This is a genomic window from Alteromonas sp. G4i13 (assembly GCF_054960505.1).
This window is the reverse complement of record NZ_JBHNYX010000033.1, coordinates 1-14307: the sequence shown is the minus strand read 5'-3', so window position 1 is coordinate 14307 and position 14307 is coordinate 1. Positions and strand designations below refer to the sequence as shown.

The 14307-nt window shown below is 44.8% G+C and carries 20 protein-coding genes; all 20 read right to left on the bottom strand.

Annotated elements, in window-relative coordinates; all coding sequences use genetic code 11:
* Positions 1-70: 70 nt before the first annotated feature.
* The 20 genes from ACFI6J_RS15480 to ACFI6J_RS15385 all read right to left on the bottom strand — a co-directional run bounded on the left by ACFI6J_RS15480 (position 71) and on the right by ACFI6J_RS15385 (position 14025).
* A complete protein-coding gene (locus ACFI6J_RS15480; RefSeq protein WP_278344650.1) occupies positions 71-1423 on the bottom strand; it encodes a flagellin N-terminal helical domain-containing protein in 1353 nt (450 codons plus the stop codon).
* 205 nt (positions 1424-1628) lie between these two features.
* A complete protein-coding gene (rplQ, locus tag ACFI6J_RS15475) occupies positions 1629-2030 on the bottom strand; it encodes a 50S ribosomal protein L17 (protein WP_012519212.1) in 402 nt (133 codons plus the stop codon).
* 41 nt (positions 2031-2071) lie between these two features.
* Positions 2072-3061: a DNA-directed RNA polymerase subunit alpha gene (locus ACFI6J_RS15470; protein WP_039226687.1), complete on the bottom strand. Its 990-nt coding sequence runs from the start codon at positions 3059-3061 to the stop codon at positions 2072-2074.
* Positions 3062-3080: 19 nt separating this feature from the next.
* Positions 3081-3701 carry a 30S ribosomal protein S4 gene (gene rpsD, locus ACFI6J_RS15465; RefSeq protein WP_012519214.1) on the bottom strand — a complete coding sequence of 207 codons (621 nt, stop codon included), beginning with the start codon at positions 3699-3701 and terminating at the stop codon, positions 3081-3083.
* A 24-nt stretch (positions 3702-3725) separates the two neighbouring features.
* On the bottom strand, positions 3726-4118 hold the full coding sequence (gene rpsK, locus ACFI6J_RS15460) for a 30S ribosomal protein S11 (protein WP_012519215.1): 393 nt from the start codon (positions 4116-4118) through the stop codon (positions 3726-3728).
* A 14-nt stretch (positions 4119-4132) separates the two neighbouring features.
* Complete coding sequence (gene rpsM / locus ACFI6J_RS15455; RefSeq protein WP_012519216.1) at positions 4133-4489, bottom strand: 30S ribosomal protein S13; 357 nt, start codon at positions 4487-4489, stop codon at positions 4133-4135.
* A gap of 175 nt (positions 4490-4664) precedes the next feature.
* Complete coding sequence (rpmJ, locus tag ACFI6J_RS15450) at positions 4665-4781, bottom strand: 50S ribosomal protein L36 (protein ID WP_012519217.1); 117 nt, start codon at positions 4779-4781, stop codon at positions 4665-4667.
* 38 nt (positions 4782-4819) lie between these two features.
* Positions 4820-6139 (bottom strand): preprotein translocase subunit SecY, encoded by a 1320-nt coding sequence (secY, locus tag ACFI6J_RS15445; protein ID WP_014977524.1) that lies wholly within the window; start codon positions 6137-6139, stop codon positions 4820-4822.
* A 5-nt stretch (positions 6140-6144) separates the two neighbouring features.
* Complete coding sequence (gene rplO / locus ACFI6J_RS15440) at positions 6145-6579, bottom strand: 50S ribosomal protein L15 (protein WP_049586735.1); 435 nt, start codon at positions 6577-6579, stop codon at positions 6145-6147.
* Positions 6580-6582: 3 nt separating this feature from the next.
* Entirely contained in the window at positions 6583-6762 is a 180-nt protein-coding gene (rpmD, locus tag ACFI6J_RS15435) for a 50S ribosomal protein L30 (protein ID WP_014950907.1), read from the bottom strand.
* A gap of 6 nt (positions 6763-6768) precedes the next feature.
* Positions 6769-7269, bottom strand: coding sequence for a 30S ribosomal protein S5 (gene rpsE / locus ACFI6J_RS15430; protein ID WP_462586266.1), 501 nt, complete (start codon positions 7267-7269; stop codon positions 6769-6771).
* A gap of 9 nt (positions 7270-7278) precedes the next feature.
* Positions 7279-7632 (bottom strand): 50S ribosomal protein L18, encoded by a 354-nt coding sequence (rplR, locus tag ACFI6J_RS15425; RefSeq protein ID WP_014950908.1) that lies wholly within the window; start codon positions 7630-7632, stop codon positions 7279-7281.
* A gap of 12 nt (positions 7633-7644) precedes the next feature.
* Positions 7645-8178: a 50S ribosomal protein L6 gene (rplF, locus tag ACFI6J_RS15420; protein ID WP_014950909.1), complete on the bottom strand. Its 534-nt coding sequence runs from the start codon at positions 8176-8178 to the stop codon at positions 7645-7647.
* 13 nt (positions 8179-8191) lie between these two features.
* Complete coding sequence (gene rpsH, locus ACFI6J_RS15415) at positions 8192-8584, bottom strand: 30S ribosomal protein S8 (RefSeq protein ID WP_012519224.1); 393 nt, start codon at positions 8582-8584, stop codon at positions 8192-8194.
* A 13-nt stretch (positions 8585-8597) separates the two neighbouring features.
* Positions 8598-8903, bottom strand: coding sequence for a 30S ribosomal protein S14 (gene rpsN / locus ACFI6J_RS15410; RefSeq protein WP_014950910.1), 306 nt, complete (start codon positions 8901-8903; stop codon positions 8598-8600).
* 12 nt (positions 8904-8915) lie between these two features.
* Positions 8916-9455 carry a 50S ribosomal protein L5 gene (rplE, locus tag ACFI6J_RS15405; protein WP_014950911.1) on the bottom strand — a complete coding sequence of 180 codons (540 nt, stop codon included), beginning with the start codon at positions 9453-9455 and terminating at the stop codon, positions 8916-8918.
* A gap of 17 nt (positions 9456-9472) precedes the next feature.
* Positions 9473-9787 carry a 50S ribosomal protein L24 gene (gene rplX / locus ACFI6J_RS15400; protein WP_014950912.1) on the bottom strand — a complete coding sequence of 105 codons (315 nt, stop codon included), beginning with the start codon at positions 9785-9787 and terminating at the stop codon, positions 9473-9475.
* Positions 9788-9799: 12 nt separating this feature from the next.
* Positions 9800-10168 carry a 50S ribosomal protein L14 gene (rplN, locus tag ACFI6J_RS15395; RefSeq protein WP_012519228.1) on the bottom strand — a complete coding sequence of 123 codons (369 nt, stop codon included), beginning with the start codon at positions 10166-10168 and terminating at the stop codon, positions 9800-9802.
* Between the two features lie 221 nt (positions 10169-10389).
* On the bottom strand, positions 10390-12498 hold the full coding sequence (locus ACFI6J_RS15390; protein WP_462556610.1) for a GAF domain-containing hybrid sensor histidine kinase/response regulator: 2109 nt from the start codon (positions 12496-12498) through the stop codon (positions 10390-10392).
* A 132-nt stretch (positions 12499-12630) separates the two neighbouring features.
* The gene (locus ACFI6J_RS15385) at positions 12631-14025 is read right to left on the bottom strand and encodes a DUF4397 domain-containing protein (protein ID WP_156086980.1); all 1395 of its coding nucleotides are present in this window, start codon (positions 14023-14025) and stop codon (positions 12631-12633) included.
* Positions 14026-14307: the final 282 nt, after the last annotated feature.

Below are 14307 nucleotides of genomic sequence, written 5' to 3'. Positions count from 1 at the left end.
TTATGGCACATAGATTAAGATAGTCATAACTCAAGTATTGATGTCAGAGTCGAGACACTGATCCCATTATTCATGCACTTTGATTGACCGTCTCATTTAACAAACCCAATACCTGGTCATCGCTAGACTTAGCCTGAGCTCGAACAGAAATACTTGCCTGTTCGACTATTTGTGCTTGAGTAAGCAGTGCGGTTTCTGACGCGAAGTCTGCGTCCGTTATCTGTGAGTGAGCACGGCTTATATTTTCGAAGCCTATCGCATTGTTTCGTATGGCTGATGCCATTTGATTAATTTTAGCGCCGTAAAATGCTCGGCTTTCGCTTACGGACTGCAAAGCGCTATCTATTCGCTCGAGTGCGTTTTTTGCATTGCTTTCATTCTGTAGTGACGTGCCATCTAACCCAAGGTCAGTTGACGTTGCAGGTGTTTTAGTAAGTTCAATGAAATCTGTGCCAACACCGAGTTGGTTTGTCGCGGTAATGTCTACCGGGCCTAATGTAAAGGTTGGTTCACCTTCGTTTCCGAGCGACGTCCATGACGCGGTTACATTAAACGCACCTGAACCAATAACAGAGATTATCAATGGCTGCGCATTGCTCGCAATGGTCAAAGTTTCGTTGAAATTACCACTTGCGTTTTGGTCACCAGTAAATGACATACTGTTTCCATCTATAGTTGCTGAACCGCTTGTAAGTAAACTGCTGTCATCATAACTTGCAATTGCTTCATACCCATTAGTTGGTAAGAAGAATGTACCTTCAATTGATGCGCTGCCTGAAATGCCGTTGCCATTCCATGTACCTGCGGACAAAGGTGTACCCGCTAGATGTTTACCGTCTACTGTAAACACTTGAATATCATCGTTAGCGCCGTTGTCGTTCAAGTTTATCTGAATATTCGTAGAGCCCGCGGGAATATAAGCTATAGAGCGTAATCCGCTTGTCATACTTCGACTTACACCATTCGTGAATGTATCACTTAAAGATGGGACGTTAGCAGAAAGCAGATCGCTATCATCCACTAGGGGTAAACGATTAAACGCTTCGGTATTGTACGCAATGCCATTCAGTGCATTTTTTAGCTGCTGGAATTCTTTATCCAACGCTGCACGGTCGTTGACATTATTGATTCCGTTCTGCGACTGTATTGCCAGCTGCCTCATTCGTTGCAGTATAGCGGCAGATTCTTGCAGTCCACCCTCTGCAATTTGTGCATAGCTTATACCGTCATTTAAGTTGCGGTTGAGTTGCGTATAGGCCCTTTTCTGTGAAGCGAGTCTATTAGATATTTGAAGTCCAGCACTGTCGTCAGCAGCGCTGTTTATTCTTAACCCAGAACTTAAGCGCTCTAGACGCGTTGATAGCGCAGTATTTTGTAAAGTTGAAAGACCTAAAGACTGGTAATTTCCTGTAACCGATAGCACGTTGGTTCCTTAACGCTCTTCGCCTTGTTTAAGACAGATGTAAACTTAGCTTTGAATGAATTTTCACCTTAGTTAAATATTTACAATAAGCATGCCAAATAAAAGATGGTTACGGTACCAATAGGTAGTATTAAGACTAAAATAACAGGTACAAAAAAAGGGGCCTGAGTTTTCACTCAGGCCCCTTTTTCTAATCGAGTATTAATTACTCTTCAGTTGCTTCTACTGCTTCTTCTTCAGCTTCTACAACTGGACGGTCAACTAGCTCAACATATGCCATTGGGGCATTGTCGCCAGCACGGAAACCGCATTTAAGAATGCGAGTGTAGCCGCCTGGACGAGCCTCGTAACGAGGACCAAGCTCGTTGAATAGTTTACCTACAACCTCTTTGTCACCAGTGCGGGCGAAAGCTAGACGGCGGTTTGCAACGCTGTCTTCTTTAGCCATAGTGATTAGAGGCTCGATTACGCGACGTAATTCTTTCGCTTTTGGTAACGTAGTTTTGATCACTTCGTGCTTGACCAAAGAACCGGCCATGTTTTTGAACATAGCTTGACGATGGCTGCTGTTGCGATTCAACTGACGACCACTCTTACGATGGCGCATAGTTTTATCCTTCTCTACAAATCAGTTTGATAAAAACCTGATTAATCTTTTTCAGCGATGCTCTCTGGCGGCCAATTTTCTAGGCGCATACCTAGAGAAAGACCACGAGATGCTAGAACATCTTTGATTTCAGTTAGCGATTTCTTACCAAGGTTTGGCGTTTTAAGTAGCTCAACCTCAGTGCGCTGTACCAGGTCACCAATGTACTGGATAGCTTCTGCTTTCAAACAGTTTGCAGAACGTACTGTCAGCTCTAGGTCATCTACTGGACGAAGCAGAATCGGATCGAATTCTGGCTTCTCTTCTTTCGCTTCTGGCTCAGACACATCACGTAGGTCTACGAATGCATCTAGCTGTTCAGCTAGGATAGTAGCAGAACGGCGGATCGCTTCTTCAGGATCCAAAGTACCGTTCGTCTCCATGTCGATGATTAGTTTGTCTAGGTCTGTGCGTTGTTCAACACGAGCAGACTCTACACTGTAAGCAATACGTTCAACTGGGCTGTATGAAGCGTCTACTAACAAACGACCAATTGGACGATCATCTTCTTCAGAGGAGCGACGGGTAGAAGCTGGTACATAACCGCGACCCATTTCTACTTTAATGCGCATGCTGATTTCAGCTTCGCCAGTTAAAGTACAAATAACGTGGTCAGGGTTTGTAATTTCTACGTCGCCATCATGCTGAATATCACCAGCAACAACAGGGCCAGCGCCAGATTTCACTAGAGTTAGGGTTGCCTCAGTTTTACCTTCAAGGCGAACCGCTAAACCTTTAAGATTTAGCAAGATTTCAATTACGTCTTCCTGAACACCTTCTTTGGTGCTGTACTCGTGAAGAACGCCGTCAATTTCTACCTCGGTAACTGCACATCCTGGCATAGATGACAGTAAAATACGACGTAGGGCGTTACCTAGAGTATGGCCAAAGCCGCGCTCTAGTGGTTCCAAAGTTACTTTGGCACGAGTAGGAGAAACGTTTTCGATCTCAACTAATCTCGGTTTTAGGAATTCAGTCACAGAACCCACAATGCTTCCTCTTTAGTTAGCTTTACTTAGAGTAAAGTTCGACGATCAACTGTTCGTTAATTTCCGCAGACAGGTCAGTTCTTTCAGGAACGCGCTTGAAAGTGCCTTCCATTTTGCTGCTGTCTACTTCAATCCAGGTTGGCTTCTCACGTTGGTCAGCCAGTTCCAAAGCAGCAACGATACGCGCTTGCTTCTTAGCCTTTTCACGAACAGAAACCACGTCTTCGGCAGAAACGTTAAACGATGGGATGTTCACAACTTGACCATTTACCATGATCGCCTTGTGGCTAACTAGCTGACGTGCTTCAGCACGAGTGCTAGCGAAACCCATACGGTAAACTACGTTATCAAGACGCTGTTCTAAAAGCTGTAGCAAGTTTTCACCTGTGTTGCCTTTTAGACGTGCAGCTTCTTTATAGTAGTTGCGGAATTGCTTTTCCAGAACGCCGTACATACGACGAACTTTTTGTTTTTCACGCAGCTGAACACCGTAGTCAGACAGACGGCCACGACGGGCACCGTGCTGACCAGGCGCTGTATCGATTTTACATTTAGAATCGATTGCGCGAACGCCGCTTTTTAGGAACAGGTCTGTTCCTTCGCGACGGCTAAGTTTGAGTTTTGGACCCAAATATCTTGCCATGATCTTTCTCCAACTGTCCGTCGATTAAACGCGACGTTTTTTCGGTGGACGACAACCGTTGTGAGGAATAGGGGTCACATCGGTAATGTTTGTGATCTTATAACCTGTAGCGTTAAGAGCACGGATCGCAGACTCACGGCCTGGACCTGGACCTTTAACGAAAACTTCAAGGTTCTTAAGACCGTATTCTTGTGCAGCAACACCTGCACGCTCAGCAGCTACCTGTGCAGCAAATGGGGTAGATTTACGTGAACCACGGAAACCTGAACCACCAGATGTCGCCCATGCTAGTGCATTGCCTGAACGGTCTGTAATAGTCACAATTGTGTTGTTGAAAGACGCATGGATATGAGCCATACCGTCTGCAACCTGACGTTTAGCGCGCTTACGCGTGCTACGAGCTGGTGCTTTAGCCATAACTTACTCCCCGTTTACTTCTTAATTGGCTTACGAGGACCTTTACGGGTACGCGCATTAGTTTTAGTGCGCTGACCACGTAGAGGCAAGCTACGACGGTGGCGAATACCACGGAAGCAACCCAGGTCCATCAAACGTTTGATGCTCATAGAGACTTCACGGCGTAGATCACCTTCAACGGTGAATTTAGCCACTTCGTCACGAAGCTTATCAATAGTAGCTTCGTCTAGCTCTTTGATTTTTGTATTTTCTGCAACACCAGCACCCGCACAAATGCTTTTCGCACGTGTGGGACCAACGCCATAGATCGCTTGGATAGCGATTACAGCATGCTTGTGCTCAGGAATGTTAATGCCAGCGATACGGGCCATTAACAGCACTCCTCTTGTTTATTTGTCGACGACCTAAAAAGCCCGATAGGATACTTACCCGTCGACTAAATTGCAAATTAAGGTTCAAAATACTTTAAAACAAAACTAGCAGAACCAGACAAGTACTATCTAGGTTCTGCTTACTTAGCTTTGCGAATATCTTGTTCCGCTTAGATTAGCCCTGACGCTGCTTATGCTTTGGGTCAGAACTGCAAATTACACGCACAACACCGTTGCGCTTGATAACTTTACAGTTACGGCAAATCTTTTTTACTGATGCACGAACTTTCATTACATCTTTCCCCTTTCTATCAATATTAAGGGGCTAACTTATCGGCCGTAGCCTTTAAGGTTAGCTTTCTTCAGCACAGACTCATATTGACTAGACATCAAATGTGTCTGTACTTGTGCCATAAAGTCCATGATAACTACTACGATAATGAGAAGCGACGTACCACCGAAGTAGAACGGCACATTCCAAGCAATTAGCATGAATTCAGGCACTAAACAAATAAAGGTTATGTACAGTGCCCCAGCCAGTGTAAGGCGAGTCATTACCTTGTCAATGTATCGTGACGTTTGCTCACCCGGGCGGATGCCTGGGATGAACGCGCCAGATTTCTTCAAGTTATCTGCTGTATCACGCGGGTTGAAAACCAACGCCGTGTAGAAGAAGCAGAAGAAGATAATCGCAGCTGCATATAACATCACATACAGCGGTTGACCAGGAGATAGCATAAGCGCTACATCTTGCAACCACGCTGTTGATTCATTCTGTCCGAACCATCCTGCGATGGTACCCGGGAACAGAATAATGCTAGAAGCAAAGATTGGTGGAATTACACCAGCAATGTTGACTTTCAGCGGTAAATGGGTGCTTTGCGCAGCAAAAACCTGACGGCCTTGCTGACGTTTTGCGTAGTTTACCACAATTCTGCGCTGTCCGCGCTCTACAAATACAACTAGGTATGTAAGAGCGATAACAATCACGCCAATCAACAGTAGGAACAACAAGTTAATGTCGCCCTGCCTTGCTTGTTCCGCAGTCTGACCTATCGCTGTTGGCAGACCGGCAACAATACCAGCAAAAATCAATATAGAGATACCGTTACCAATACCTCGTTCGGTAATTTGCTCACCCAACCACATAAGGAACATAGTTCCTGTGACTAGGCTCACTACTGCCGTAAAGTAGAATCCGAAGCCAGGGTTTATCACCAATCCATTAATCAGGTTAGGCAAACCAGTCGAAATTCCAATTGATTGGAAGATAGCCAATACAAGCGTTAGATAACGCGTGTACTGACTAATTTTACGACGGCCTGCTTCGCCTTCTTTTTTAAGCTCCACCATCGGTGGGTGAACCACCGAGAGCAACTGCATGATAATGGATGCAGTAATGTATGGCATAATGCCCAAAGCCAGAACGGATGCACGCTCAAGCGCACCACCAGAGAACATGTTAAACATTTCTACAATGGTGCCTTTTTGTTGCTCGAACAAGTCAGCAAGTACAGCTGGATCGATGCCAGGGATAGGAACGTAAGAACCTAGTCTGAATACAACAATCGCACCAAGTACGAACAACAATCTTGCCTTAAGCTCACTCAAGCCGCTTTTAGCGCCTGAATCCAATCCTGGTTTAGCCATCTAGCTTATTCCTCTACTTTACCGCCAGCAGCTTCAATCGCTTCTTTAGCGCCTTTAGTAACCTTTAACCCGCTTACTGTAACAGCGCGTGAAACTTCACCGCTCTTAACAACCTTAACGAACTGGATTTCTTTCTTAACGATACCAGCTGCTTTTAAAGTCTCAAGAGACGCAGTATCACCATCAACCTTCGCGATTTCAGCAAGAGTTACTTGATCAGTAACAAAGCTCTTGCGTGAAGTGAAACCGAACTTAGGAAGACGACGCTGGATAGGCATCTGACCACCTTCGAATCCTGGCTTAACACGGCCACCTGAACGGCTTTTTTGACCTTTGTGGCCTACGCCACCTGTTTTACCAAGACCTGAGCCGATACCACGACCAGAACGCTTACCAGTAGGCTTTGAACCTTCGGCTGGAGAAATTGTATTTAAACGCATGTCTTACTCCTCCACTATCTCAACCATGTAATATACACGGTTGATCATGCCACGAACGGCTGGGGTATCTTCCAGTTCACGAACATGGTTGATTTTACGAAGGCCTAAACCTTTAAGCGTAGCTTTGTGCTTTGGCAGACGGCCAATTGCACTTTTAGTTTGCTTTACTTTAATCGTTGCCATGTCTGATTACCCCAAAATTTCTTCTACAGACAATCCACGCTTCGCAGCAACTTTCGCCGGGCTGTTCATTTCTGTCAGCGCGTTGATTGTTGCACGTACAACGTTGATTGGGTTTGTAGAGCCGTAACATTTTGAAAGTACGTTTTGTACACCAGCTACTTCAAGTACTGCACGCATCGCACCACCGGCAATAATACCGGTACCTTCAGATGCTGGCTGCATGTAAACTTTAGAGCCAGAGTGACGACCTTTAACCGGGTGCTGTAACGTGTGACCGTTAAGGTCTACGTCAACCATGTTGCGACGTGCCTTTTCCATTGCTTTTTGGATTGCAGCAGGTACTTCACGTGCCTTACCGTAACCAAAACCAACGCGACCGTTACCGTCACCCACTACTGTCAATGCAGTGAAACTAAAGATACGACCACCTTTAACCACTTTAGATACGCGGTTTACGGCGATCAATTTCTCTAGAAATTCACCATTTTGAACGTCTTGTTTAGCCATTATAAACTCCTAGAACTGAAGACCAGCTTCGCGAGCTGCATCAGCTAATGCTTTAACGCGACCGTGGTATTGGAAACCACTGCGATCGAAAGCCACTGTTTTAATGCCTTTCTCAAGCGCGCGCTCTGCGATTGCTTTACCGACTACCGTCGCTGCTTCAGCGTTACCTGTAGACTTAAGATCTTTTGCAAGATCTTTCTCAACAGTTGAAGCCGCTGCCAACACTTCAGAACCGCATGGAGCGATTAGCTGAGCGTAGATGTGGCGAGGTGTACGGTTAACTACCAAGCGATGCGCGGCCAGTTCACGAATTTTTGCTCGTGCGCGAGTAGCGCGACGAATGCGAGCTGTTTTCTTATCCATCGTATCACCCACCTACTTTTTCTTAGCTTCTTTACGACGTACGTGTTCGTCAGCGTAACGTACACCTTTACCTTTGTAAGGCTCTGGTGGACGGTAACCACGAATGTTCGCCGCAACCTGACCAACCACCTGCTTATCGGCGCCTTTAACGACGATTTCAGTTTGGCTAGGAGTTTCAACCGTAATGCCTTCAGGCATTTCGTATGCTACAGGGTGAGAGAAACCTAGTGTAAGGTTTAGTTTGTTACCTTGTGCTTGTGCACGGTAACCAACACCTAACAACTGAAGTTTTTTCTCAAAACCTTCTGAAACACCTTGAACCATTGCGTTAAGGATAGAGCGCGCAGTACCAGCCTGTGCCCAACCGTCAACAAAGCCTTCACGTGGAAGTGCTTTAAGTTGGTTCTCTTCCTGTGCAACTTCTACAGCGTCGTTGAAAACGCGGGTCAAAGTGCCTTTACTACCTTTAACAGTAACTTCTTGACCAGAGATAGAAACTTCTACACCTGATACAACGTCTACTGGGGCTTTTGCTATACGTGACATTTCAACTCCTCCGTTATGCTACATAACCGATGATCTCACCGCCCATGCCAGCGTTACGCGCTGCACGGTCAGTCATCACACCTTTAGAAGTCGACACGATAGCTACGCCTAAACCACCCATAACCTTTGGAAGCTCATCTTTTTTCTTATAGATGCGCAGACCAGGACGGCTTACACGTTCGATAGTGTCAATTACTTGCTTGCCTTCGAAGTACTTAAGCGTAACTTCTAAAACAGGCTTAACGTCACCAGAAGCAGCGAAGTCAGTAATATAACCTTCAGCTTTCAATACTTCACAGATTGCAACGCGAAGTTTTGAAGAAGGCATAGTTACAGAAACTTTCTGTGCCATCTGGCCGTTACGGATGCGGGTAAACATATCCGCGATAGGATCTTGCATGCTCATTATCAGCTACTCCTTACCAGCTGGCTTTCTTAAGGCCAGGGACTTCACCGCGCATCGCTGCTTCGCGAAGCTTAATACGGCTAAGACCGAATTTGCGTAGGTAACCATGTGGACGACCAGTAACACGACAACGGTTACGTTGACGAGACTTACTAGAGTCACGTGGCAGTTGTTGTAGCTTCAGAACAGCGTCCCAACGCTCATCTTCAGAAGCGTTAACATCGCTGATAATCGCTTTAAGTGCGGCGCGCTTTTCAGCATACTTAGCTACTAGCTTAGTACGCTTAGCTTCACGTGCCTTCATTGATTCTTTTGCCATAACCCTACACCCCTACTTTTTGAATGGGAAGTTAAACGCGTCCAGCAGAGCACGTGCTTCTTCATTTGTATTCGCACTGGTAGTGATAGTGATATCCATACCGCGAACCTTATCCACTTTATCGAAATCGATTTCAGGGAAAATGATTTGCTCACGCACGCCCATGCTGTAGTTACCACGTCCGTCGAATGATTTAGGATTCAAACCACGGAAGTCGCGAACACGTGGGATAGCGATTGAAATCAAACGCTCTAGGAATTCCCACATACGCTCGCCGCGTAGGGTTACTTTACAGCCAATCGGATAACCTTCACGGATTTTAAAACCCGCTACTGATTTTCTAGCAACTGTAACAACAGGCTTCTGACCGGCGATAGCCGTCATGTCAGCTTGAGCATTCTCAAGTACCTTTTTGTCAGCAACTGCTTCACCTAAACCCATGTTTAGAGTGATTTTTTCAATCCGAGGGACTTGCATGACGCTTTTGTATCCGAACTGCTTAGCAAGTTCAGCTACTACTGTTTCTTTATAGAAATCATGCAGTTTCGCCATCGTACTCTCCAATATAATTAAACAAGTTCGCCGTTAGACTTGAAGAAACGTACTTTCTTCTCATCTTCGAAACGGAAACCAACGCGATCTGCTTTGCCCGTTGCCGGGTTAACAATCGCAACATTAGAAACGTGAATAGAAGCTTCTTTCTCAACGATGCCACCAGCTACGCCCAATTGTGGGTTTGGCTTAGTGTGCTTCTTAACGAGATTAACGCCTTCTACAATTACACGGTTATCAGCAATAAGCACTTTAAGGACTTTGCCTTGTTTGCCTTTGTCTTTACCCGCTAATACGACTACTTCATCATCACGACGAATTTTATTAGCCATTATCGTGACTCCTTATAGTACCTCTGGGGCCAATGAGATGATTTTCATGAAGTTTTCACTTCTCAACTCACGGGTAACCGGGCCAAAGATACGCGTACCAATTGGTTGCTTGTTAGCATTAAGCATAACAGCCGCGTTACCGTCAAAACGAATGGTAGAACCATCTGCACGACGAACGCCTTTTCTAGTACGCACCACCACTGCATTCAGTACGTCACCTTTTTTAACTTTACCGCGAGGAATTGCTTCCTTAACAGTAACTTTGATGATGTCACCGATACCTGCATAACGGCGATGCGAGCCACCAAGAACCTTAATACACTGAACCCTGCGAGCGCCGCTGTTGTCTGCAACGTCCAGGTTAGTTTGCATTTGGATCATGTTAGTGCTCCGCTCTTAAAATTAAGACTCTCCCGAGTCGTTAGTGCTGCTAAAAACAACTGGATGTCGTTGCTTTTATGTACATACCCCCATAAAAAGGGCGCGAAATAATAACAGAAAACATTTGGAAGTGATAGCGGTAAATTGAATTATTTTTAAACTATGTGAGCAATAAAAAAGCCCCGACTAAAAGTCGGGGCTGATAACCACGTCATAGGTTATCAAGCAGGATCTTTTAGGCGATTTTCATTACTTACAAGCTGCTTACTCAAGTGCCTGTAAAGGCACTCTTTCAACCGGCTTACACCAACAGGTTTTGATATGAAGTCATCCATGCCGGATTTCAAGCATTTTTCTTTGTCGCCGGTTAACGCATTTGCGGTTAATGCAATTATTGGGATGTCCCGTGCCCTATCTCCCATTGACCTAATTAGCTTCGTCGCCTCTAATCCATCCATTACAGGCATATGGCAGTCCATCAAAATGATTGTGTAGGGTGACTTTCCTTTTAATGCGCCTTTAACTTTTTCTACTGCCTCTTCACCGTTTTCTGCTAAATCGGCGGTAATACCTATCTCTTTTAGTTGCTCTTTAATAACCAGCTGATTTATTTCATTGTCTTCAACTATTAGTGCTTTAAACGCGCTCAGTTCCTGTTTAGAAGGGATATAAACAGCATTATGGCCACATGCTTTTTCGGCTACGGTGCCTGCGTTAGCATCGTCTAGCATGAGGGTTACGATAAATCGCGCCCCCACGCCTAAATCGCTGCACACCTCAATTTTACCACCGTAATGCTTCACGATTTGACTGACTATAGACAACCCTAAGCCTGTGCCACCATATCTTCGCTGCGTCGAGTTTTCTGCTTGAACGAACGGCGAGAAAATGAGCTTTTGCTGTTGCTCGCTAATTCCGATCCCTGAATCAGTCACGATTAGTTTTACTCTGAACCGCCCTTTTCCGTATCGGGTGCTTTTAGTTTCAACCGTTACCTTCCCCTCTTTTGTGAATTTAATGGCGTTATTCAATAGGTTGATCAGAATTTGCCCAATTCTTAGTTTGTCAGCTATGAAGGTTTTGCCCTCAACCCCCTTTGTGCTTACTGAAAGTTCAATACCTTTCTCGTGAGCTAGCCGCGTGAACATCGGCACTTGCTCTTCTATGGTGTCGGCAAGGTTGGTGGGCGATTCTTCAAACGACATGTTGCCAGAGTCGATTTTAGAAAAATCCAATATATCATTCACGATGTTGAGTAATGAATCTGCACTTTTCATAGCAATAGTGGCATGTTCTAGCTGGGTAGAATTTAGCGAGGAACTAATAAGTGCCTCAAGCATGCCCTGAACCCCATGAATTGGTGTTCTTATTTCATGGCTCATATTCGCAAGGAACTCACTTCGCGCTTTCAAGGCGCTTTCTGCCATATCCGTTTTTTGCTGCAGCATTGCCTTGTCCATGTGAAGCTGCGTAATATCAACTGTAGCACCAATTACCTTAACGCAACGGTCATTTTCCATGACCGGATGAGCGCGGCTTTGTAACCAACGGGTTTCTCCCGCATCGGTGCGAACTTCAAGTTCATAGGAAAAGTCTTCGCCGGTTTTTATCATCTGATTGAACTGGGCGACGTATTTATTCCGCTGGTCTTCATCAACCACGAATTTGATCACGTCTTCTGGCTTTACTACTTTTTCACCATGCACATGCAGCATTCGCTTCAGTGCACCAGACCAAATCAATGCTCCGGTATCAATATTTAACTCCCATGTACCTACACCGGCAAGGTTAGTCACTTGGTGTAATAACGAGTTTCTCTCTTCTAATATCGCTTTTTGTGCATTGAGATTACTTATCGCTTGTTGACGCTCTAATTCGTTGCCTATCCACGAAGCAAGCAAAAGTAAATAATCCATCTCTAAGGGCGTAAAGGGTGTGTCCCGTGGACCGAGAGATGAGAAGTTTACTGTACCGAAAAATTCACCATGTACTCGCACTGGTGAAGCGAGATAACTCTTTAATGTGTATTTTTCAAAACACGGATGCGAGGCACCTGGCGCAGTATCTATATTGTGATAAGCCACAACAGCATCGCTGTTCACCACGTCTGCACAGTAAGTGTCTGGTAATGCGAAGGTCGTATTTAATGATATGTCGTTATCGGGCGTAATAACGCTAAGAACACGATAATTATCGCCTTGAATGTTACTTACAATCCCTGTTTCCAACCCGAGTATTTCCGTACCTATGCTTAGCAAGCTCTCGAGCTTTTTATCAAATGAAAGTGCTTTGTCATTTGATATGGTTTGTAGATCTTTAATGATACTCATGAGGATTTTCGCCCTCCCAGACAGCAAGTAAAAAGGCCAACGTTTTTAGCGTTGACCTTTTAAACTTACGTGAAATATACGCAGATGAAAGTTTTCACCCTTATCAATTAGTATAATAAATGTACTAACCGATTAATAAAGCACGTTAATTTCATATCCCGTTGGCGTATCCGCTGGCTCAACAGTAACTATGTAGTTTTCTTCCTCTGTAAAGCCAAACAGCGCGGTTCTATCAAGCAGCACCTGCTCCTCGTTGTCATCTTCGTATACGGCAATCACTTCATAATAGTCTGACGGCAGCACTTCACTGGTACTTTCAGCAAATTCAAGATTCTGTATATCGTACTCGGCAGTATCAATGGTTTCGTCATTTCTTACCAAGTAGAAGTCTACGTCATCAAAGTCGCTAACTAAGTTGATGAAGTTTACTGTCTTATCGTAGGCCTGAGGCAAACCACTTTCTACAAAGGTTGCTGCGCCTAATTTATTGTTGGTGTTGTAGATAAGAATAGCCTTACTCTCACCCTGATTAAGCGTAATTAGCTTGTTGCTCAGTGACGTTACTGTACCTGATGGGTCGGTTACGGTAACGCGATAATCGCCATAGCGGATAGTACTAAACTCAGACAACTCGCCCGCCGCGAGTGTAAAACTGACGTCCTCTTCATCAGTGTTTCCACCAAAGGTAACCTGAAGCTCTGCATCCAGATTCGTAGAATTGTAAATACGATACTGTGAATCTGCTTCTACATCTGTAAGCGCCGTAACTGATGAAGAGTTAAGAATAGTGTCTACAACTAGCCCTTCTTGAATTGCGCCACTGACATCGCGCAGTGTCATCAGATACTCAGTTTCGTATACAAAATCGATGGTTTGCGATTCAAATATAACATCGTCACTTCCTGGTTCGGTCAAATAAATCGTGTACTCGCCCTCATCGAAGTATTCACTGTCATCATCTGCATCCCAGAAGTCAAATTCAATCATGTCGCCCGTTGTAACCGTGCCAAGGAAGTTGGCTGCTTCAAACGGGTCGCCAGACTCACTCATGTAGAAATCATAAGAAGATTCATCTACTGCTACCGACAAAGCGAATAGGCGGAAGTGATCTTCCAATGTTTCGCGCTTATAAGAATAGGTGTTAAAAACGGGGTTACTAAAGTCACCACTCATCACAACAATGGTCTTATAACCGGTTTTTAAGTTAACGGTAATTTCGTCAATAAAAACTTCTTGGTCGTCTGAATCAGTTCGAATGAACTCGAGTTCTAATTCTCCATCATCCATAGAGTACATTGACGTAGTATCACCAAATTGAGCAGAGCCAAAGCTATCGCCATCAACTTCACGCATTTCTACATTGGCACCGTTAGGCGAAGCGTTGTAAAACTGAATGTAAGCATACGAATAATCTGAGCTACTGCTGCCTGAGCCACCACAAGCGGTAAGCCCAAGCAGTGCAATAAGCCCAATTGCCACTGTTTGGAACCATGTTCCACGAAGCAAAGATTGAGAGGTCAATTGCATAAATTGAATGTCCTTTGAAGTTGTTCTTGGTTGGATAAAGCCTGCGTAAAAGCAAATAGGCACATGTAGAGAGTGCTGATCTTGGCACGCACAATACAGCGATATGGCTATGTGAATAGGGCTTAGTTCGCAGCTTTACGTCAACTTTGCAAAGCTGACCTTTCTTTATGGAAAGTTGACATTCAAGCTTCTAAAAATGCTGGTAAAAGGCATAGATGTGCGAATAAACGTAAGCAAACCGCGCACAAAACTGACACAAAAAAAAGCCTGCATAAGCAGGCT